Source organism: Reichenbachiella sp. (genome assembly GCF_033344935.1).
Lineage (GTDB): Bacteria > Bacteroidota > Bacteroidia > Cytophagales > Cyclobacteriaceae > Reichenbachiella.
On sequence record NZ_JAWPMM010000001.1, the window covers coordinates 1824325 to 1845464 of the forward strand.

Consider the following 21140-nt stretch of genomic DNA (forward strand, 5'->3'; position numbering starts at 1 on the left):
GGATTGCAATAAGAAAATCGAACTGCAAATAGGTAAACCGGGGGATAAGGTAGATGAATTGTGGAATTGGGTGGATGAATCGGAGAGGAGTTTGCAGAAAAGTAGGAGCATCCGGTTTTACCGTCCTTAATTACTTCCGCTCAAAATTGCATTCCGTGCTAGTTAGTGCATATGAAATAAGTGGGATTTGAATTAGATTCCATTATACTTGAGTTTTAACAAAACCTAATCTATGAATACAAAAGCCATTTCGGTTCTCTGTGTCTTGTGCATTTTCTTCAATTTGCAAGCACAGCAAATCAACAAAAGAGTTGAACACTTAGATAGTGCATTTATAAGCCAATTTGTTTATTCTTTTCAAATCATTAATTCTGAAATATCAGGTAGGGGAGCGGATATTCTAATTCAACAAATTGAAAACTCTCAATTTCTAGTACTTGGCGAATATCACTATTCAAGTCAAATTTCAAAATTGACAAAATCATTGGTACCACACCTCAAGGACAAAGGATACTCTGTTGTTGCTTTTGAAGTAGGACCAAATTCAGCAAATAAATTGGTTGAATTATCAACCCCTTTCGAACAGACAAAGGCTTCTTTGTATCAGTTCAATACGAAATACTTTCACCCTTTACAAGGTGATACACCTATCCCATTTTTTGATGGAGTTGAAGATGCTCAATTCTTAAGTGCTTTTTCAGAAGCTGATTTTGAAATTTGGGGCTGTGACCAAGAATACTATAATGCTATTCTCTTTCTGGGGGATGAATTAGTTTCTTTAATGAAAAATAGTTCTGATTATAATAAAATCAGGCAAAATTGGGAAGAAGCGAGAATTTCAGTTGTTCACCTTTTAGATAAAGATATGAAAAAGGAGATTGAAGTTTTTGACGAAATTAAAAAGAACAAGAAATTCAATGAGTTCATAAGTTATTTTTCCAAAGAAGACACTTTAGCTCAAAAAATAATACAAGACCTATACACTAGTTGGGATATTTATACCGTCAGAAGAGGCTCTCACAAAAGGAGAATAGCCTACATGAGAAATTTGTTTTTGAGTCAATACAAAGAAAGGGAGCATAGATTACCAGGGTCTAAATATTTTTTAAAGTTTGGGGCACTTCATGCTGCAAAAAATATGCGTTCGCTAGGGCAATATGATATTGGGGCATTGACTAATGAATTGGCGACATTGAACGGAACAGTTAGTACTAATTTGTATGTGATGAATAGACACTACGATGAAGTAGATCACATCAAAGAATTTGATACTTTTTTGAGATTTGGTGATTTGGAAGAGTGGAGGTTAATTGACTTGAAAGCTTTGAATAAAAAACTATTAATGGGAGAGCTTGACATATTGGAAGAGGAAAATTATCAATCAATAAAGTCCGTATTGAGCGGATATGATATTTTATTAATTTCTCCATTAGATAGGCGGCAGAAAGTGAATTATACAAAATAGACTGGTAGAGTAAAGAGGTTACTTGAAGTCAATCCTGTCCAAGACGGATTTTCAGAAAAAGTGGCAAACCCACCGAAGTGGGTTAGATTTATTTAGCGATAAATAAAATCAATTGCCGATATGAATATGACACTTTTTGCTCAAATAGTTGGGCTACTTCCACGAGAAGATTTCGATAAATTAGTTGGACAGCATAATTCCAATAAGCATAGCAAAGGTCTGGATAGCTGGCATCAGCTAATTGCAATGGTATTTTGTCAATTTACCAAGTGTGAAGGGCTTCGTGATATTTGCAATGGACTAATGTCGGCACAAGGAAATTTAAATCACCTGGGCATCAGTCACCTAGTAAAACGATCTACTTTGAGCTATCAAAATACACATCGTAGTTGGGAGCTATTCAGAGATTTTTATCTCAAATGTAAGGAAAGGCTGTTTGAACAGGGTAATCGTAAAGACCGCAGGAAGTTAAGCAGGATAAAGGCGAAGATATTTATGTTAGATGCCAGTTTGATAGGTGTCTGCCTTAAAGTATTTGACTGGGCACATTACAGACAATGTAAGGGTGCGATGAAATTGCACATGCTCTTGGATTACGACAACTGCCTGCCTCAATATATGTATTTCACTGATGGAAGAAAGCATGAAGCTCCTGCTGCCAGGCAATTTAGCATGCCCAAAGGCAGTGTAGTAGTGGCAGACAGGGGTTTTCTTGACTTTAAACTCCTGCAACACTGGCATGAGCAGGGACTGAATTTTGTAGTCCGCTGTAGAGACGATGTGTCTTTGGAAACAATTGCTAGTTGTAGCAAAACAAAAATGCCAATTATGAAAGACGCCAAGATAAATTTGAGCCCAAATTCAAGAAAAGTGTATCAAAGGCCACTGCGCCTTGTAGAGATCTGGGATGAGGTGAATCAGAAAATTATCAGACTCTTAACCAATCAAAAGACTTGGACAGCACAAACCATCTCTGAGCTTTATAAACAGAGATGGTCAATAGAAATATTCTTTCGAGATATCAAAACTCATCTGAAAGTCAAAACCTTTATTGGCACAAGCCCAAATGCAGTGTTGATCCAGCTATGGACCGCAATGCTGGCCATGCTGATCCTGAAATACCTTAAAATCAAGGCAAAATATAACTGGTCACTAGCTAATCTGATCAGCTTTATCAGAATCGCAATCCTATCTAAAATAGACTTGTTCAAATGGCTCAATCAGCCCTTCATACCAGAAGGGTTTACTAATCGAGACACTAGTCATCAGCTATCGTTCAATTTTATAAGGGAGATACCTCAAGAAAGTGGCTGAAAATTGCAGGCTACAGCTTGTATCACAACATATTTAAAACAACTTGGACAAGATTGACTTCAAGTAACCTCTTTACTAAAAAAAGTCCCATTCCGAAAAAATATCAGAACAGGACTTTACAACATTAAACCCAAAAAGTCTTAAGCGGCTAGCTTCTCGCTGGTTTTAAGCTTTAGCTCGATAGCTTCTAATTTCTTTTGTTCTTCCACGGCGGCGGCTTCATCTGCATCAGAGAACTTAATGCCCAGTCCCAGCAAGCTGATAGCCACCACGGCGATACCGAAATACAAGAAGCTGTTTTCTAGTGTGGCTCCACTTCGAAGCAAGAATTGCGCATACATGACGGCTCCTACATTACCACCTGCGCCTACGATACCAGCTACGGCACCCAAAGATTTTTTATTGATGAATGGCACAACAGAATAGGTAGCACCTTCAGCCATTTGAACGAATAGTGAAAAGATAATCATCGTGATGATCGCAAGGCCGAGCATATCCATTCTAGAGAAAAGCATTAGGGCAAATCCTTCTGCAAACAATACCATGACCAACCACTTCACTCGGCCACTGAGTCCACCGGTTTTAGAAAAACGATCACCTAGATAACCGCCCATCGACCGGGCAAAAAGATTCATTAGTCCGAAAAGTGCTGCAATGAGTCCAGCCGTTGTTTCATTCAATTCGAATTTGGTTTGATAGTAAGTAGCCGCACGGCCATTCACGAAAAGCTCTAGTCCAAAACAGGCGCCATAGATGGCAAATAAAATCCATACTCTTCGATCTTTCACAGCAGACATAAACAAGCCTGATTCACCTTTTTCTGCTTTTGGCTTTTCTTCAGGCGCTTCATCGAAGTTTCCTTTAGGTGTATCCTTGGTATACTTCCAGTATAGGAAAGCTACGCCAAGCATGATCACTGCTGGTACAAACATGGCCGGTCTCCATTTTGACAATTCTGATTCGGCAAAGCCTAAAGCCAACATGCCTGATGCAATCAATGGCATAAGTGCTTGAGTTACCCCGCCACCGAGGTTTCCCCAGCCTGCGGTGGTAGCATTGGCGATACCCACAACGTTAGGTGCAAACATTTTGGTGGTATGATATTGAGTGATTACAAAAGAAGCACCGATCACTCCGATAGCCATTCTAGAGATCAGGTACGTCTCCCAATTGTAGGCAAAGGATGAGCCCGCTACCACGATGGCACCAAAGATCAAAAGATAGGTATAGCTTTTTCTTGGTCCAATTTTATCACAGAGGTTACCGATAAGCAGTCGTGCAAAGATGGTCACACCGACAGAAGCAATGAAGGCGGTGATCTTTTGTGCTTTAGTCAAGTCCATATCAGGACCGATAGTGGAATTCATAAGCGGCGCATGAGCAAACCAGCCAAAGAAGCAGAGGAAGAAAGCCATCCAGCTCAGGTGAAAGGTTCGCATTTGAAGCGATTTAAAGTCGAATAAGTTGATTCTAGTGGCTTTTTCAAGAGTAGAGCTCGCGTACATAGTCTTTTTGTGTTTGATTTGGCTTTACGTAGTTCTGTTTTATTAATTACGTATTTATACTTACAAAAGTAGACTACTTAGTTTCAGCTTAAAATGACTCTTAACAAGGCCTGAAATGATTTATCGCAAAAATGAACCTGCGAAAACACAGATTGTATAAAAGGGGATGGTCTAGGAAAGAGTAGTGTATAGAGACTCAATTAGAAACATGGCCTTTTGATCTTTAGGTCAAATCGAGTAAATTATCTTAGGCATTGTTTAAAAACTCAATCAGCAAGAGTAGGAAATTGAATATTGAAGAGTATTTACCTAGTAAATCTCTATTTGTTTTTCACAACCATTACCATTATTGCTATGAGTCATTTGAACACGTTTTTGCAGAAGCTTTTTGAGACCTCTAATTGGCCGCCGCGTTGGATTTGTGGAGAGTGGTCCAGTTTTCACGGATGGCTCTATATCACCAGTGACTTTGCGATATGGTTGGCTTATTTTATCATACCAGTCATTATCATGTACTTCATTCAACGAAGGCCAGATATTCCATTTTTGCCAGTGTTTTGGCTGTTTGGTGCCTTTATTATTTTTTGTGGAGCTACACATATTTTGGATGCTCTTATGTTCTGGTGGCCAGCCTACAGGCTGAGTGCCTTGGTTCGATTTTTTACAGCCGTTGTGAGTTTCGTAACTGTGTTTGCACTTATAAGAGACTTGCCTAAACTTTTGCAAATCACCTCTCTAAACTCTGAGAATAATCAGCCCAACGAAATCGAAGAGTATAAGTCTAAGATTAAAGCATTAGAAAAGGAATTGTCAGAGTTAAAGTCTAGCAAGTGAAAAGTAACAGAGTAAATCTCCAAGATTGGATTCAAATCATTGTATTGACCTTTTTTGCTCTATTTATTACATCGATGATATTTATCGCCGATGTATTTGTTCCTTTAGGGGTCGCAGTAGGTGCCATGTATTGCATCGTGATATTTTATAGCTGGTTGTTGCCAGGTCGGTTGACTCCTGTTTATGCGGGTTTGATATGTACTGTACTCATTGTTTTAGGCTTGATTCTTTCTCAATCAAGGGCAGTTGGAAATGAAATTTTTGGAATGAACCGTGTTATATCGGTGATTGTAATATGGGTTTGCACGGCGCTGGTCATGATGGCAAAAAATGGTTTTAGAAGCCTAGAAGAAGCGCGTGATCAACTGGAACAACGAGTGATGGAAAGGACTAAGGAACTGAGAGAAAAGCAGCGCCTTCTTGAAATAAGTAAAGAGAGATACAAGTCTTTATTAGAAAGTGCGCCCGATGCGATGGTAATTGCCGAGCGAAATGGCACAGTTCAATTAATTAATCAGCAAATCACAAACTTGTTTGAGTACGAGAAGGACGAAATTGTGGGAACTAGCGTGGAGCAATTGATACCAGAGCGGTATCGGAGACTTTACAAAGGTCATAGGAGTGGTTTTTTTGATATTCCAGATATTGAGCAGCAGGGCAGAGCAGTCGAGCTTATCGGTACAAAAAGGTCGGGAGAAGAATTTCCTATGGAAGTTTCGCTTAGTCCGCTGGAGACAGACGACGGGGACTTAGTTTGTGCTGCTATTCGCGACATTAGTTTTCGGAAAAATGCTGAAGAATCTATGGAGCTTTTTAGTCAGCAGTTGCAAAACAAGAACAAAGAATTGGAGCAGTTTACTTATGTAGCTTCGCATGATTTGCAAGAACCATTGCGTACAATTACAAGCTTTTCAGAAATGCTGATGACGAATTATAAAGATCAGTTTGACGAAACAGGGAAGAAGAGCCTACGGTTTATTTTAGATGCAACTGGAAGAATGAGCCAATTAATAAAAGGATTACTCGACTATGGACGATTGGGTAAAAGCGATTCAAAGGAAAATATTAATTGTAATGATCTATTGCTTGATCTCAAGAAAGATTTGGCTACTGGGTTGAAGGAATCAAATACCAAACTTGAAGTTGACGATTTACCTGTTGTCAAAGGCCATCCAATCGAACTGCGATTGCTGTTACAAAACCTTATTTCAAATGCAATGAAATTTAGCAAGCCTAATGAGGCTCCGGTTATTAACGTAAAGGCAAAGAAAAAAAGGGGAGAAGTTGTATTTTGTGTTGAAGACAATGGAATAGGAATTGCAGACGAGCATAGAGATCGAATCTTTGAAATTTTTCAACGTTTACACAACAAAGACAAATATGAAGGTACCGGCATAGGATTGGCCCATTGTCGTAAAATTGTTGAACTACACGGAGGGCAAATTTGGGTTGAATCTGAACCTGACAAGGGAAGCTCTTTTTATTTTTCTATACCTAAATAAACTAACCATGAAAAAACTGAACTGCATACTGCTCATAGACGATGATGAACCTACCAACTTCCTCAATGAAATGATCATTTCTCAGCTGAATTGTACCGAGTCTATTGTAGCGGTACAAAGCGGAAGAGAGGCGTTGGATTATTTAGGTTCTCAAGTCGATGGACAATTTCCTCAGCCGGATTTGATTCTCTTGGATATTAACATGCCTGGCATGAATGGATGGGAGTTTTTAGTAAAATATAAAAACCTGGATGAGTCGCAAAAGGGTAAAGTCATTATAATGATGCTAACTACCTCTTTGAATCCTGATGATGAAGCGAAAGCACATGGAATAAAGGATATTAAATCGTTTATGAGAAAACCCTTGACAAAGGAAGCGTTCATAGATGTGCTCGATCGATATTTTTTAGACTAAACCTGATAAATTTTCTAATGTAGTTAGTCTTAGTCACTAGAAGTAGTGACTATTTTTATGCCTACTCACTATCGTTGGCGAGTATTTAATTACCTATTTCACTAACAATAGCGATTGCGCCTCTGCTATTGCTAACCGTACATTTGCATTCTATTTATAATGATTCTAAATAATAGAAATGCGAAGAGTACTGTTCTTTTTGGTGGGTTTTCAATTGATGGCTGGTGTGGCTATGACGCAATCAATTAGCGGTACGGTGGTAGACGAGGGGGGTGAAGTCATTCCAGGCAGCACGGTCCAAATTGTAAATACGACCAAGGGTGGTATTACCGATATCAATGGCAAGTTTCATCTAAATAATCTCCAGCCCGGCACACATCAAATCAAAATATCTTCACTTGGACTTTTGACACAAGTGCTGACGGTAACGGTGACTGAAGGACAGACCACCCAGCTCCAAGTGGTCATGAAGGCCGATGCCACCAGCCTTCAGGAGGTGACAATTTTCGGTAAGTCTGAAGCTACTGTGGTGAGAGAGCAGGCTTATGCTGTTGCCGTAGTAGAAGCCAAAGCATTCAAAAATGTAAGTGCCGACGTCAATCAAATCCTGAATCGCGTTTCGGGTATTAATATCCGCCAAAGCGGAGGCATGGGGTCTAGTTTCAATCTTTCGCTAAATGGCCTATCAGGTAACCGAGTCCGAACTTTTATCAACGGCATACCAATGGATTACTTTGGGTCGTCTCTGAGCCTCAATAATTTCCCAGCGAACCTGATCAGCACAATTGAGATATATAAAGGTGCTGTGCCGATTCACCTTTCGTCAGATGCCTTGGGCGGCTCGATCAATATTGTGACCGACACCAGACCGATCAATTATCTGGATGCTTCCTATTCTTTTGGATCATTCAATACTCACACAGGTGCTGTCAATGCCCAGTGGCACCATGCCAATACCGGGTTGACTTTACGTGTCAAGTCTTATTATAATCATTCAGACAATGACTATCCTATAGACATCAATTTACTCGATGTGGAGTCGGGCAAGCTGGACGAGGAGACCACTGAGATTAGAAGATTTCATGATGCTTATACCTCTAAAATGGCCTGGATCGAGGCTGGTATTATGAACAAGCCTTATGCTGATGAACTCATGATTGGTACGGTCGTTTCTGACAATTTTAAGGAGATACAACAAAATCCGTATGCCACCGGTGTCTCGTCTTTCCCTGTTGGTGAGGCCTTCGCCGCTTCGGATATCAACATATTCAACCTGTCTTATCGCAAAAAGAACCTATTGGTGAAAAACCTGAATGTTCGTGGATATGGGGTTTATTTAAAATCTAATGAAGAATATAAAGACATCAGCCCCAACAGATACGATTGGTTTGGAAACTACGAAGCCGATGTACACCCAACCACCGGTGAGCTGGGCCGAAAGACTCACTTTTTCCTGAATAGAGAAAATTATTTAGCCAATGTAAATGCAGAATATCAGTTAGCCGATGAGCATAGCGTATCAGCCAGCTATTCGCTCAATAGCTTAGAACTACAAGGGCACGATGACTATCAGCCTCAAAACAATACACAATACAGTACACCAAACACAGTTACCAAACAGGTGGTAGGGCTGGCTTATACCAACGTTGCCTTTGAGGATCGTTTGAAAACCACCTTGTTTACCAAGAGGTATCAGTACAATTTGAAATCAAATAACTCGAGTTATAATGGCGATGAAGACAACTACTTCGAGACGCAAAACACGCGAATGGGTTATGGAATGGCTTCTACTTTCTTTCTGAAAGAAAGCTTACAGTTCAAGGCGTCATTCGAAAAGGCCTATCGTTTTCCAGAATCTACCGAGATGTATGGTGATGGCCTGAATGTAATACCCAATCCAACACTAGAGCCAGAGACCAGCTACAATTACAACCTGGGGGTAAGACTAAACAAGCAATCAGCCTACAATGGTTATGTCGTCGAAGCTAATGTTTTTGTGCGAGATTCCAGAGACTACATTCGCTTTGAGCCACGCATGAATCGCAGCACCTATGTCAACGACCCAAAGGTTTTTGCAGCAGGGTTAGACTTGTCAATGAACTTTCAATTGGATCAAAATTGGAATGTGGGACTGGGTGGTACTTACCTGGATTTGAGAAACAACGACGAGACTTCTTCAGTCTATCAGGACCGCCTACCCAATGAACCTTATCTGTTTGGTAATCTGATTATCACCTATCGCATGAGTGATTGGTTAGGCTTAGCCAATGAGCTGACGTTGACCAACATCAATCGTTACGTCCACGAATTTTATCTGAAATGGCCCAGTTTGGCGGCCAGTGGCAAGTCAAGCATTCCCACCCGATTCACCAACGACCTACAACTCACTTATAGTCTAAAAGAAGGCACCTACAATGTGTCGTTTTTGGTAGCCAATGTGCTGGACGCCAAGGTGTACGACAATTTCAACCAACAAAACCCCGGAAGATCTTTCAATCTCAAACTGAGGTATTTCATAAGTAAAAATTAATTAGAATATAAAAATGAAGAAGCAATTTTTAAATATAGCAGCAGTCCTGTCTTTGGCCATTATGACCATGACATCTTGTTCGGATGACAATGACGTGGCGGAAAGCGCACAATTTGTATTGGGAATCGAGGCGGCTACGGGTACAGATATATTGGTGTCTGTAGATACCATCACCTCAGGAACCATTTCACCTGTAGGCAATGGCATCGAACAGCCGGCATGGATGTCGTATTACCAAATCGGCGAGACGTTGGTGACTACAGGATACAATGCCGACAATGTTATGACAGGCTATCGTTTGATAGGAGAAGAGCTAATCAGCCTTGGTTCATTGGTAACTGAATTGGGTATCTATGGCATCGTAGAAATCGACGAAAATACAGCAATGGCTGTGGGCGTAACGAGAGCGGGCTATGAGGATCGCGTGTTTTACACAATCAATCTGGACGATATGTCTATCGCTAGCCGATTCAGCACTAAAATCGACGAAAGACAAGATGAAGGTTTGGTGGCTTGGCCTACGGGAATCGTGGTAGATAATGACAAAATGTATGTGGCTTACTACCTAATGGGAGCCGGAGAGTTGGAAGATGCACCCGCATTCTCCACACCAAATTCGAATCAAGCTAGAGTGGCGATCTACTCTTACCCAGAATTGGAATTTGAAAAAATCATTACCGATGATCGTACGACGGACATCGGCTTGTACTCTGGTGAGAATAGTATCCTGAAAACGGATAGAGGCGACCTTTATACTTATTCTACATCAGCATTGGCCAGTGGGTTTGCACCTACGCCTGATAACCCATCTGGTTTTTTGAGAATCAATAGTGGTACTACCGAATTCGATGAGGATTACTTCTTCAATTTCGAAGAGGAGAGTGGAGGATACAAACTGAACAACGTGGTGTATGCCGGTGGTAACAAAGCGGTAGTGAGAATGGCTAAGGAAGACGATACCAACAGCGACTATTTGTGGGCGACTTACGGTCCGAACATCGCTAGCGACTTGGCGATATGCGAAATGGCAGTGGTCGATCTAGAAGCGCAAACGGTCACCAAATTGGATATCCCGGCACACGGTGGTGAATGGGGAATGGCCAATCTCTACCACGATGGAATGGTGTATGTAAACATCTCTACTGAGACGGAGGCTTACATCTATCAAATCGATCCATCTACTGCTACCGCTACAAAAGGCGCCAAAGTAGATGGCAATTGGACGAAGGGGTTCGCGGCATTGTAATAACGAATTGCAATCGCTTCAAATGTCAATGTACTCACCAGTACTGTCACATTGAGCCACGTCGAAATGTCCGTTTGCTTCTAGCAGCAAGGCTTCGAGGACCTCAGCCTGACAGGTTATTAGACATTTGAAGTGATTGTTTCAATCATTTTACCAAACATGAAAAAATCAATAGTAACATTCCTATTCGCTTTGGCGGCCATGCCAAGTTTCGCTCACTACCTCTGGGTAGAAACCAGTAGCACGGGAGAACTCAACAAGGAGCAAACAATCAAAGTCCATTTCGGAGAATACACTTACGGTGTAATCGAACAAGTAGGAGGAGACGGCTTCAATGCTGTGAAGGATTTTACCCTGTATGTCATTGACCCAAAGGGTAATAGAACAGCACTTGAAGTCACGGCTCAGACGGATCATTATGCCGCCAGTTTCACACCTAAGAAGAAAGGTACTTACACCGTGGTGCTAGACAATTACCAAATCGATGTGATCGACTATACGAAATACGATTTCGGCATCTTCCGCACGCATTACAATTCGATCGCCAAAGTGCAAGTAGGGGACGATGAAGCAAACACGGCTGCGCAGAATGCAGAGGGAATCGCCATTCAGCAATTGAAATCAGAAAGTGGCATCGAGCTTTTGGTGACTTACAAAGGAGAGCCGCTTCTTGAAAATGAAGTAAAGGTTTTCGTTGCCGATCAATGGTCCAAGACCTTGGAAACGGATGAGCAGGGAAAGGTAACTTTCCGATTGCCATGGAATAGCAAGTATATCGTGGAGACCACGATCAAAGAAGAAGTGCCGGGCCAGTTTAGAGGTGAGGACTACGAATTCATCTGGCACTGTGCCACCACTTGCATCACCAACTAAATACTATTCTCGTCATTGCGAGGAAGACAATTCAACGGAAGTTGAATGTCCGACGTGGCAATCTCCTTCGTCTAGCACTGCACTCAATGTAGGCAGTAGTAGACCGCTGGGGATCGCGATGACGAAATAAAAAAGTAGATAATGAGAAAAATCACCCAGAGTCACTCGTAGGGGGCTGATTTATTAATATTAAAATGTTTTTGAATATGATTACGCTATCCGTACTACTGGTTTTTATAGGCTTTTTCGCTCTCTATCTAGGCTCAAAAAGAATAGAATTAAATTTTGATTGGCCTATCATCTTATGGGTGCGAAGGCAAGAGATCAACTCCAAGGGAACTGGGGTAGCATTATTTCTAATGGCTGCTTTGCTAGCCGTGCAAATATGGGGATTGGGAGCTGGGCTGCTTTTTTTCTTTATCCAGCTCATGACAGTTGGAAGTCTGATCGTGCTATTGACTCCGCTCAATATTTTGAACTACAAGTTTGTAGTCGGTTTGCTGGCGGTTTCTTTTTTAATTGAATTAATCCGATATGCCGGCTAATAAAAAACACCTGACCAAATCCTTGCATCAGCGCATCGCTAAAATATCAGCCGCCATCATTGGGGGCTATTTGGTTACTATGTCTCTGCACCTGGTACTGGCGCTTTGGCTCGATCGAGCGACGGTGCTGATTACCGCGACTTTTACTGGTTTTATCCTTTGGGCGGCACTCATGGTGGTTGCCTTTTTGGGTAGAAATGGCTGGAAAACCTGGGGAATTTATTTACTACTCACGGCTTTTTTTATGGGAGTGGTTTATGTAGGCAAAATGTATTTACCCGAAACGATTTAATCCGATGAGCAAAAGAATTTACAACGTCCTATTTCATCTGCACACGGTCAGTGGCATCGTCATCAGTGTATTACTTTATGTGATCTTCTTTGCAGGTTCTTTCTCCTTTTTTAGGGATGAGATTGTGAATTGGGAGCGGAATCATGCCGTAGAATTTTCCGAGCACCTCGTGACCGATTTCAATGTGGTATTTGATTCGCTGGAGTCTAAATACGACCTGCAGGGTAGGGAAGTGTCCATCGGCAAGCACTATGTAGAGCGTAGTTTTGGGGTGAGCTTGTCCGCTTCTGCAGATTCGCTGGCGAGCGAGGGCGCTAAAAAGCGCCACTTTTTCTATATGGATAGCGAGACGTATGAGACGGCCGATTATGCCAGCTCCTATTCTCTAGGAGAGTTTTTGTATCGATTGCATTTTTTTGCGCAAATCCCCAATCCGGTAGGCTATTACCTTTCAGGGTTTACTGCTTTCTTTTTCCTTTTTGCCATCATCACGGGTATCCTCGTGCATTGGGAAAAGATTGTTTCCAATTTTTACCTTTTTCGGCCATGGGTCAAGCTCAAAACTATTTGGACGGATGCCCATACAGCGTTGGGTACTATCGGTTTGCCCTTTCAGTTTGTCTATGCGGTTACGGGTGCTTTTTTTATGATCAAGGCGCTGCTCATTGCGCCAAGCGTCTTCGCGTTGTATGATGGAGACCAAGCGGCGCTATATGAAGATCTGGGGTACGGAGAGCCTGAGGTCGCTTATCAGTACGAGCCTTTGCATGGCGGCTTTAGCGTCAAAGACCTGGTGGCTCAGACGGCCGAAGATTGGCCAGAATTCGACATCAATCACTTGCACATTTTCAATTACGGGGATGCCAACATGCATTTAGCTGTAGAAGGCGAAACCAAACGCAATTCAAAATTTACTGGCCCCGGCAAGCGACTCTACAAAGTGGCTACGGGTGAACTTATAGAAGAGAAAAACCCATTCGTACCTGCGAGCTACCTCGATGGCGTAAAAAATTCGCTTTATCGACTTCACTATGGTGACTACGGCGGATATGTGCTGAAAGTGGTCTCCTTTCTGCTTGGTTTGATCTCCTGTTTTGTGATTGCCTCAGGTATCATGATCTGGCTGGTCGCTCGACGCAAAAAGAACGTGCCTGAAAAGCGACGCAAATTCAATGAGCGGGTCGCTAGCGTGTATATGGCGATATGCTTGAGCATGTATCCAGTTACGGCACTTGCTTTTATTGCCGTGAAAACAATGGGCAGTGGCCTGACCTTCCTCTACCAGTTTTACTTCATCACGTGGCTGGTGGCTTCTGCCTTTCTGATTTGGAAAAAGGACATCCACTATATCAATCGAGTGACTTTACTCTCTGGTAGCGTAATTGGCTTTTTGGTTCCTTTCGTCAATGGCATCATCTCCGGCGACTGGATTTGGCAGTCTTTACGCGACGGTCATTTTCAAGTCTTGTTTGTAGATGTTTTCTGGTTGGTATTATCGGTGGCTACTTTTTGGGCGTATCGGAAGGTGAAAAACAAGCAGCCTAATAAAACTATGGTAGACGAGAAAGAGGAAGTAACCCAGTCTGCTGATTTCGAAATAGAAGAGCTTGAGTTGATAGAGGAGCCAGTTTGAGTGTCTGATAATTCCAAATAGGAGGTAATGAATTCGGCATCGCAATGCTTTGATGCTATTTCTAAAAATCCAAAATTGGTGGTATAGTTGCAGTGTGGATTAAGTGCATTGTGCACTTTACACAAATGTTGTAAGCCATTTTGGGAAACCTAATAACCGCATTGAATAATGGATTATTCCGAAACAAATAGACTATCAAGATTAACAGAAATTTTAATTCAATTACAGACTAAACGCATTGTGACGGCTTCGGAATTAGCAAATAAATTTGATATTAGTAAAAGAACTATCTACAGAGACATAAAAGCATTGGAACAATCTGGTGTTCCTGTATTAACAGAAGAAGGGAAGGGTTATACGTTAATGAAAGGATATAAAATCCCACCTGTAATGTTTACCGAAAAACAAGCAAATGCTTTAATACTTGCAGAACAATTAGTGTTAAATAGTAAGGATGCATCATTTGTAAAGGACTATTCGGAAGCAATAGATAAAATAAAATCAATTCTAAAATATACAACAAAAGATAAAGCTAATATACTTCTTGAACGTACACGTTATGACGAAAACATAAATCGAAAAAGGAATAGTAGTAATTTATCAGATTTACAAAATGCATTAACTAATTACAACCTTGTTAAAATAGAATATATCAATAAAGAAAATTCTGCATCAATTAGAATAATAGAACCATTTGCTATATTAAATTCTGAAAATTGGTATTTAGTTGCATTTTGTCGTTTGCGTAACGAGTTTAGGTTTTTTAGACCAGACAGAATTCAAAAATTAGAAATTCTAACAGAAAATTTCGAACCTCATAATATGACCTTACAAGAATATTTTGACAAATATCAAAGTTCTCACTAACCCTTGACATAGGGCTGTCACAGGTCGATTTTACATTTGCATCATTAATTCATTTAAACATTGAAAATAATGAAAAATGTAAGTTACACAGAACTTCAATCAGTTGGATTTCCTGACCCAAAAATGATTTTCTTCAATGGCTTAGAACTTGAAGTATTTGAAGCAGGTATTGAAAATACAGGCAAACCTATTGTGCTCTGCCACGGCTTTCCGGAGACTGCGTATTCTTGGCGTTTTCAGATTCCCGAACTTGTTAAAGCTGGCTATCATGTCATTGCTCCAAATCAGCGTGGTTATGGTAACTCATCTCGCCCAACTGAAATAACGGCGTACGACATTGTACATTTAACGGATGACATAATTGCACTACTCGATTACTATGGCTACGAAAATGCCACTTTTGTTGGTCATGATTGGGGGGCAAATGTTGTATGGAGCCTTGCATTATTGAATCCAAAGCGAGTAAACAAAATAATAAACTTGGCTTTACCTTACCAAGTGCGCGGAGAAAAACCTTGGGTTGAATGGATGGAGGAAATTTTCGGAGAAGATAATTATTTTGTTCACTTTAATCGCCAACAAGGAGTCGCAGATGCTATACTTGATGAAAACAAAAGTAATTTTCTCCGAAATTTATTCAGAAAGAACGTACCCCTTGCGCCGCCAGAGCCAGGAATGTTAATGATTAATCTTGCAAGAGCGGAAAAACCACTTGGCGAACCAATAATGAGTGAAAGTGAGCTGGCTATTTATATTTCTGCCTTCGAAACATCAGGATTTACAGGAGCTATTAATTGGTACAGAAACCTTGACCGAAATTGGCATTTACTGGCAAATGTAAAACCAACCATTCAACATCCGACACTTATGATATATGGTGAGCAGGATATGATTCCTAAGTCCGAGAGCCTGACAGATTTCGTTCCTAATGTAGAAGTGATTAGTCTAGACTGTGGTCATTGTATTCAACAAGAAAAACCAGAAGAAACAACTCAAGCAATTCTAAAATGGTTGAAACAACAGAATGTCTAAAATGGAATTAATCAACAAACAAGGAGTATTTCAACAAGCATTTCATCTTGCAAAGATCCCTATAGTAATTAGTCTATTTTTAACACCTGTTCGTTTTCTACTTGAACTAGCTGGTCTACCTGAATATGCTATTTTTATTATTGGATTGCTCTGGTTAACCTTAGCCTTTTCCATTTATTGGGGACTTAAACTGTATACCGAAAAGAAAGCATACCTCCTGCTGCTATTCAATTTAATAATATTTTCACCTGTTTCAAGGCTTCCGGTTGTTACTGCTTGGTGGATTGATACTAAATGGGAAATTGGAACTCATTACGGCCTCTACTTTGATAACTTGGTGCAAACACTCCTAAATCATGTTATTTATGGAGCTCTCGTTCAAATTATTCCCGGCTTTATACTTGGTTCCATGACAATTCTTATCGTACGATACAGAAAGTCTACACCTGAACAAACTAAGTAATATAGACAAAGAGGGTGTCTAAAGTTATTGTGAAAATAAAACGGCTTACAACACTGTATAAAAGCAATAGCGGTTTAGGTGTAAACTTGAACCATATTTGTGCTTTATAAAGTATATTACCATCTGAAAAGTAGTCGCTTATAACCCGCTACTGCTTTTATACTGTACCGTCAACCCACTCACTTCAATTACCAATAATTCCCTAAATTTATCCAACAACAAAACCAAGCACTATGAAATATCTAAAGTACCTTCTCTATGCCGTATTGGCCCTTGTAGCAATATTTATTGGCAAAGGACTGCTGACTCCTTCGGTATCTTACGACTGCGAAACCACTGTAAACAAACCAGCTGATGAAGCCTGGGCCGTGATGTCTGACGAATCGAAATTGGCTCAATGGATTGAAGGTTATAAAAGAGGCGAGGCTGTGAGTGGCGAGCCAGGTACTGTAGGTGCCGTATCCAATATCTATGTGGAGGAAAACGGCGAAGAAATGGTGATGCAAGAAACGATCAACGCCTTAGAACCCAACCAGCGTATGGCCATGACTTTTACTATGGATTTTATGAATATGGATTATGAGATCTCCTTTGAAGAAAAGGAAGGAAAGACCATGATTCGCTCTAAGTCGATGGTGCAAGGAAACGGGCTAGTCAATCAATCCTTTGTGTCTTTCTTTCGCTCCGCTATGGTAGAGCAAGAAGAAAAGAACTTGAGTAGTTTGAAAAAATTGATCGAAGAAAATACTACCGACTATTTTCCTGAACCTGAAATGGATGAAGTAGAGGAGATTTCAGAAATGTAAAAGCACGCATGGCATACGACGAATACCTCGGTGAGCGAATCACCAATATCCTAAAGTGCAAATCGGCTAATTTCTTTAGCAAAAAGATGATGGGTGGGCTCGTGTTTTTTGTAGATGATAAAATGCTGTGTGGCATCAATATCGACAAAAAGTTTGGAGATAGTCTACTGATGGCTCGAGTGGGAGAGGAGGCCTATCAGGAACATATATCAAAGGAGGAATGTCTTCCGATGGATTTTACCGGAAGGCCCATGAAAGGCTATCTCTTTATCACGCCAGCGGGTTTTGATTTTGATGCCGACCTGGAGCGATGGATTGATTTGTGTTTGGCTTACAACCCTTTAGCCAAAGCGAATAAGTCGAAAAAGAAATAGTTTTGGTCTAGGTACCCCATTGAAATAACTTTTTAACCCCTCATGTTATTTTGACACGATTAGTTTTATCTCGATTTAGATAATTAGGGTAGAATATGTTTCTTGCTTTAGCCGTTGAGCATTAAATATTTTTATGACCCTAATCTTTTCGAAATGACTAACCACTCGTCTTCACCACTGACTAAAATCTTATTTACCTTTCTCCTTTATCTAGCGACACATTTTGTGGTTTCTGCTCAGGGATTTCAAGGATACTACAGATTTCCTGATATACATCAAAACACAGTGGTATTCACTGCTGAAGGTGATTTGTGGTCGGTGCCTTTGAGCGGTGGATTGGCCAAACGCCTGACCACCCACATGGAGGAAGAAATCAATGCCTCTATCTCTCCAGATGGAAAAACTTTGGCCTTTTCGGCAAGGTACGAGGGGCCTCAAGAAGTGTATACTATGCCTATAGAGGGAGGACTGCCCGTCCGATGGACTTACGAGGCAGAATCCTCTAAAATGAATGAATGGACGCCAGATGGAAAGCTGGTTTATGCCACTCTTGCTTATTCTAAATTACCTGATGATCAGCTAGTCACTATTGATACTCAAACGAAGAAAAAATCTAGAATTCCTTTGTATCAAGCGAGTGAGGCCTCTTTTGATAAGTCAGGGCAAACAGTATATTTTGTGAGACCGGGTTTTCACGGAAATGTGACCAAGCGGTACAAGGGAGGGACAGCCCGTCAGATTTGGAAGTTTACGGAAGGCACAGAAGAAGCAGTGAAACTCACGACTGACTATTTGGGTGAAAGTCATCACCCGATGTGGTATGATGGCCGGGTGTACTTCATTACAGATCGTGATGGAACGATGAACATCTGGTCGATGAATGAATCTGGTGCTGACCTCAAGCAGCATACGACGCACAAAGAATTCGATGTGAGATACGCGAATCTATCCGAAGGTAATGTGGTGTATCACAGAGGTGCGGATCTCTGGCATCTAAATATTTCGTCAGGTCAAACCAAAGTCATTGATATTAGACTGGCTTCTGATATGGATCAGCTACGTGAAAAGTGGGAGCGCAACCCTTCCCAGTACATCACATCTGTACATGCAAGTCCCAAAGGAGATCAAATAGCCATTACGGCCAGAGGTCGTGTTTTTGTGGCCCCGGTGAAATCCGGTCGAATGGTTTCTTTTTCTGAAAAGAAAGATGTGAGAATGCGAGACGCCGTTTTTTCTCATGATGGAGAGAATATATATGCGCTGTCTGATGAATCAGGTGAATTTGAGTTTGTAAAAATGTCTGCCGATGGATTGGGTAATCAAAAGCAAATAACCCGTGATGGTAAAATACTTAGGTATGCGGGAGTCCCATCTCCCGATGGCAAATGGCTGGCTTACGATGATTTGGCTAACCGCATGTATGTCCTCAATTTGGAAACAGGTGTAAGTAAATTAATCTCCACGAACGAAGAAGGCATTCTAGATTTTTCCTGGTCGCCGGATAGCCAGTGGATGGCCTTTGTGCAGGCTGCCAAGAACACCATGTACCAAATTAAAATTCACAATGTGAATACGGGAAATGCTTTTGACCTCACTACGGATCGCGCCAATAGCATGAGTGTAAAATGGAGTCCTGATGGGGAGTTCATCTACTTCTTATCGGATAGAAGTTTTACATCGTTGGTGGGAAGCCCATGGGGTACCCGACAACCAGAGCCGTATTTTGACGCCAGTGAAAAAGTCTATCACGTAGCCTTGAAAAAGGGAACAAGGTCACCTTTTAGAGAGCCTGACGAACTGTACAAAGAAGGAGAGGAAAACGGTGATAAGTCCTCCAAGAAAAAAGGCAAAAAGAAAGAAGAAGGAGATGATCAATTGGTAGTAGATATTGATTTATCTGGTATCCAGCAAAGAATTATGGAAGTGCCTGTGCCAGCAGGGAACTATAGTAGACTATCTGTCAACAAAAAGGCTATCTATTTGATGTCCAGAGAAACTGGACTCAACGCCCAAAACCACCTGAGTGTCATCAAAATTGATAATGAAGAAGTCAAGATCAAAACCATGGTGGAAGGAGTAGCTAGTTACGAGTTGACAGGCGATGGAGAAAAAATTCTGGTGACGAAAAAAGGAAGCTATTACATGATCGATGCCGGTACTGGGGCAGTCAGCAGTCTTTCGGACAGTAAAATAGACCTGAACGGCTGGCGATTTATGATCACTCCATTGGAAGATTGGAAACAGATATTTACAGATGCGTGGCGCATGGAACGGGATTATTTCTATGATCAAAATATGCACGGCGTAGACTGGGATGCGATGCACGAGAAGTACTTGCCATTAGTAGACCGAGTAACTACCCGAAGAGAGTTGTCTGATCTGATTGGTCGATTTGTGGGTGAGCTTTCAGCCTTACACACCAGTGTAAGAGGCGGTGATTGGAGATTGGATGAAAAAGATATTTCTGTGGCGAGCTTAGGTGCCGAGTTTAGCCGAGACGAGGTAAATCAAGGTTTTAGAATAGACTATATCTACAAAGTAGATCCAGACTATCCGGACGAAAAATCTCCTTTGGATGATCCTTATCTGGATGTTCGTGTGGGGGATGTAATCACACAAGTAAATGGCATCGACGCCTTATCTGCTATGGATATGGGAGCGCTCATCAGAAACCAGCAAGGCAAGCAGGTGAGAATGACGGTAAAAAGAGGAACCGATACCAGAGATATTATAGTGAAGCCAATCACCGATGAGTATAGCTTGAGGTATAGAGATTGGGAGTATGGCAAGCGTCTTGAGGTCGAAGAAAAGGGCGATGATGAAATTGGTTACTTACATCTACGCGCTATGGGAAGTCGAGACTTAAGTCAATTCTACCGTGAGTTTTATCCTATATTTAATAAGTGTGGATTGATCGTAGATGTACGTTACAACTTTGGAGGAAATATCGACAGCTTTATATTGGAGAAATTACTCAGAAAAGCCTGGATGTATTGGAAGGCTAGAAATGGAGAACCGTATTGGAATATGCCGTATGCCTTTAGAGGGCACATGGTCGTTTTGGTCAACGAAAATACCTACTCTGATGGTGAAGCTTTTGCTGAAGGCTTTAGAGAGTTAGGTATGGGGGTGACCATTGGAACACGAACCTGGGGAGGTGAGATCTGGTTACATAGCGGCAATAGACTCAGTGACAATGGCTATGCCAGAGCACCGATGTTCGGTGTGTATAATGAAAAAGGCGAATGGGTGATTGAAGGGCATGGATTTGTACCTGATGTGGAGTTGGATAATTTACCTCATGCAACCTTCAAAGGACAAGATGCCCAGCTAGATGCGGCTATTGAGCATTTGCAAAAACTAATAAAAGAAGATCCAAGAGATGTGCCGCCCGTGCCGGCATATCCTGACAAGTCTTTTGAGGATAATAAAAAGTAACCTGGT

18 protein-coding genes are annotated in these 21140 nt (G+C 41.2%); 17 read left to right on the plus strand and 1 reads right to left on the minus strand.

Going from position 1 to position 21140, the window contains the following annotated elements; genetic code table 11:
- Positions 1-232 precede the first annotated feature (232 nt).
- Both R8N23_RS07920 and R8N23_RS07925 read left to right on the plus strand, forming a co-directional pair.
- Entirely contained in the window at positions 233-1465 is a 1233-nt protein-coding gene (locus tag R8N23_RS07920) for a hypothetical protein (protein WP_318171045.1), read from the plus strand.
- Between the two features lie 120 nt (positions 1466-1585).
- Positions 1586-2779: an IS4 family transposase gene (locus R8N23_RS07925; protein ID WP_318171046.1), complete on the plus strand. Its 1194-nt coding sequence runs from the start codon at positions 1586-1588 to the stop codon at positions 2777-2779.
- Positions 2780-2919: 140 nt separating this feature from the next.
- On the opposite strand, the gene R8N23_RS07930 is transcribed toward R8N23_RS07925, so the two are convergent.
- Positions 2920-4218 carry an MFS transporter gene (locus tag R8N23_RS07930; RefSeq protein ID WP_318171047.1) on the minus strand — a complete coding sequence of 433 codons (1299 nt, stop codon included), beginning with the start codon at positions 4216-4218 and terminating at the stop codon, positions 2920-2922.
- Positions 4219-4638: 420 nt separating this feature from the next.
- On the opposite strand from R8N23_RS07930, the gene R8N23_RS07935 reads away from it, so the two are divergent.
- From R8N23_RS07935 to R8N23_RS08005, 15 genes are all read left to right on the plus strand, one after another.
- Entirely contained in the window at positions 4639-5118 is a 480-nt protein-coding gene (locus R8N23_RS07935; protein WP_318171048.1) for a hypothetical protein, read from the plus strand.
- Positions 5115-6620 (plus strand): sensor histidine kinase, encoded by a 1506-nt coding sequence (locus tag R8N23_RS07940; RefSeq protein WP_318171049.1) that lies wholly within the window; start codon positions 5115-5117, stop codon positions 6618-6620. The genes R8N23_RS07935 and R8N23_RS07940 overlap by 4 nt, the downstream gene beginning before the upstream one ends.
- A 7-nt stretch (positions 6621-6627) precedes the next feature.
- Positions 6628-7035, plus strand: coding sequence for a response regulator (locus tag R8N23_RS07945; protein WP_318171050.1), 408 nt, complete (start codon positions 6628-6630; stop codon positions 7033-7035).
- Positions 7036-7213: 178 nt separating this feature from the next.
- Positions 7214-9565 carry a TonB-dependent receptor gene (locus R8N23_RS07950; protein ID WP_318171051.1) on the plus strand — a complete coding sequence of 784 codons (2352 nt, stop codon included), beginning with the start codon at positions 7214-7216 and terminating at the stop codon, positions 9563-9565.
- Positions 9566-9578: 13 nt separating this feature from the next.
- On the plus strand, positions 9579-10811 hold the full coding sequence (locus R8N23_RS07955) for a DUF4374 domain-containing protein (protein ID WP_318171052.1): 1233 nt from the start codon (positions 9579-9581) through the stop codon (positions 10809-10811).
- Between the two features lie 159 nt (positions 10812-10970).
- Positions 10971-11684, plus strand: coding sequence for a DUF4198 domain-containing protein (locus R8N23_RS07960; RefSeq protein ID WP_318171053.1), 714 nt, complete (start codon positions 10971-10973; stop codon positions 11682-11684).
- Between the two features lie 206 nt (positions 11685-11890).
- Positions 11891-12229, plus strand: a complete 339-nt coding sequence (locus tag R8N23_RS07965) for a hypothetical protein (protein ID WP_318171054.1) — start codon at positions 11891-11893, stop codon at positions 12227-12229.
- On the plus strand, positions 12219-12521 hold the full coding sequence (locus R8N23_RS07970) for a hypothetical protein (RefSeq protein ID WP_318171055.1): 303 nt from the start codon (positions 12219-12221) through the stop codon (positions 12519-12521). The genes R8N23_RS07965 and R8N23_RS07970 overlap by 11 nt, the downstream gene beginning before the upstream one ends.
- A 4-nt stretch (positions 12522-12525) precedes the next feature.
- A complete protein-coding gene (locus R8N23_RS07975; RefSeq protein WP_318171056.1) occupies positions 12526-14154 on the plus strand; it encodes a PepSY-associated TM helix domain-containing protein in 1629 nt (542 codons plus the stop codon).
- Positions 14155-14322: 168 nt separating this feature from the next.
- A complete protein-coding gene (locus R8N23_RS07980; RefSeq protein ID WP_318171057.1) occupies positions 14323-15021 on the plus strand; it encodes a YafY family protein in 699 nt (232 codons plus the stop codon).
- Positions 15022-15090: 69 nt separating this feature from the next.
- The gene (locus R8N23_RS07985) at positions 15091-16053 is read left to right on the plus strand and encodes an alpha/beta hydrolase (protein ID WP_318171058.1); all 963 of its coding nucleotides are present in this window, start codon (positions 15091-15093) and stop codon (positions 16051-16053) included.
- A 1-nt stretch (position 16054) separates the two neighbouring features.
- A complete protein-coding gene (locus R8N23_RS07990) occupies positions 16055-16516 on the plus strand; it encodes a hypothetical protein (RefSeq protein WP_318171059.1) in 462 nt (153 codons plus the stop codon).
- Between the two features lie 233 nt (positions 16517-16749).
- The gene (locus R8N23_RS07995; protein WP_318171060.1) at positions 16750-17322 is read left to right on the plus strand and encodes an SRPBCC family protein; all 573 of its coding nucleotides are present in this window, start codon (positions 16750-16752) and stop codon (positions 17320-17322) included.
- Between the two features lie 8 nt (positions 17323-17330).
- Positions 17331-17696 carry a TfoX/Sxy family protein gene (locus R8N23_RS08000; RefSeq protein WP_318171061.1) on the plus strand — a complete coding sequence of 122 codons (366 nt, stop codon included), beginning with the start codon at positions 17331-17333 and terminating at the stop codon, positions 17694-17696.
- Positions 17697-17849: 153 nt separating this feature from the next.
- Positions 17850-21134 (plus strand): S41 family peptidase, encoded by a 3285-nt coding sequence (locus R8N23_RS08005; protein ID WP_318171062.1) that lies wholly within the window; start codon positions 17850-17852, stop codon positions 21132-21134.
- The last annotated feature ends 6 nt before the right edge of the window (positions 21135-21140 follow it).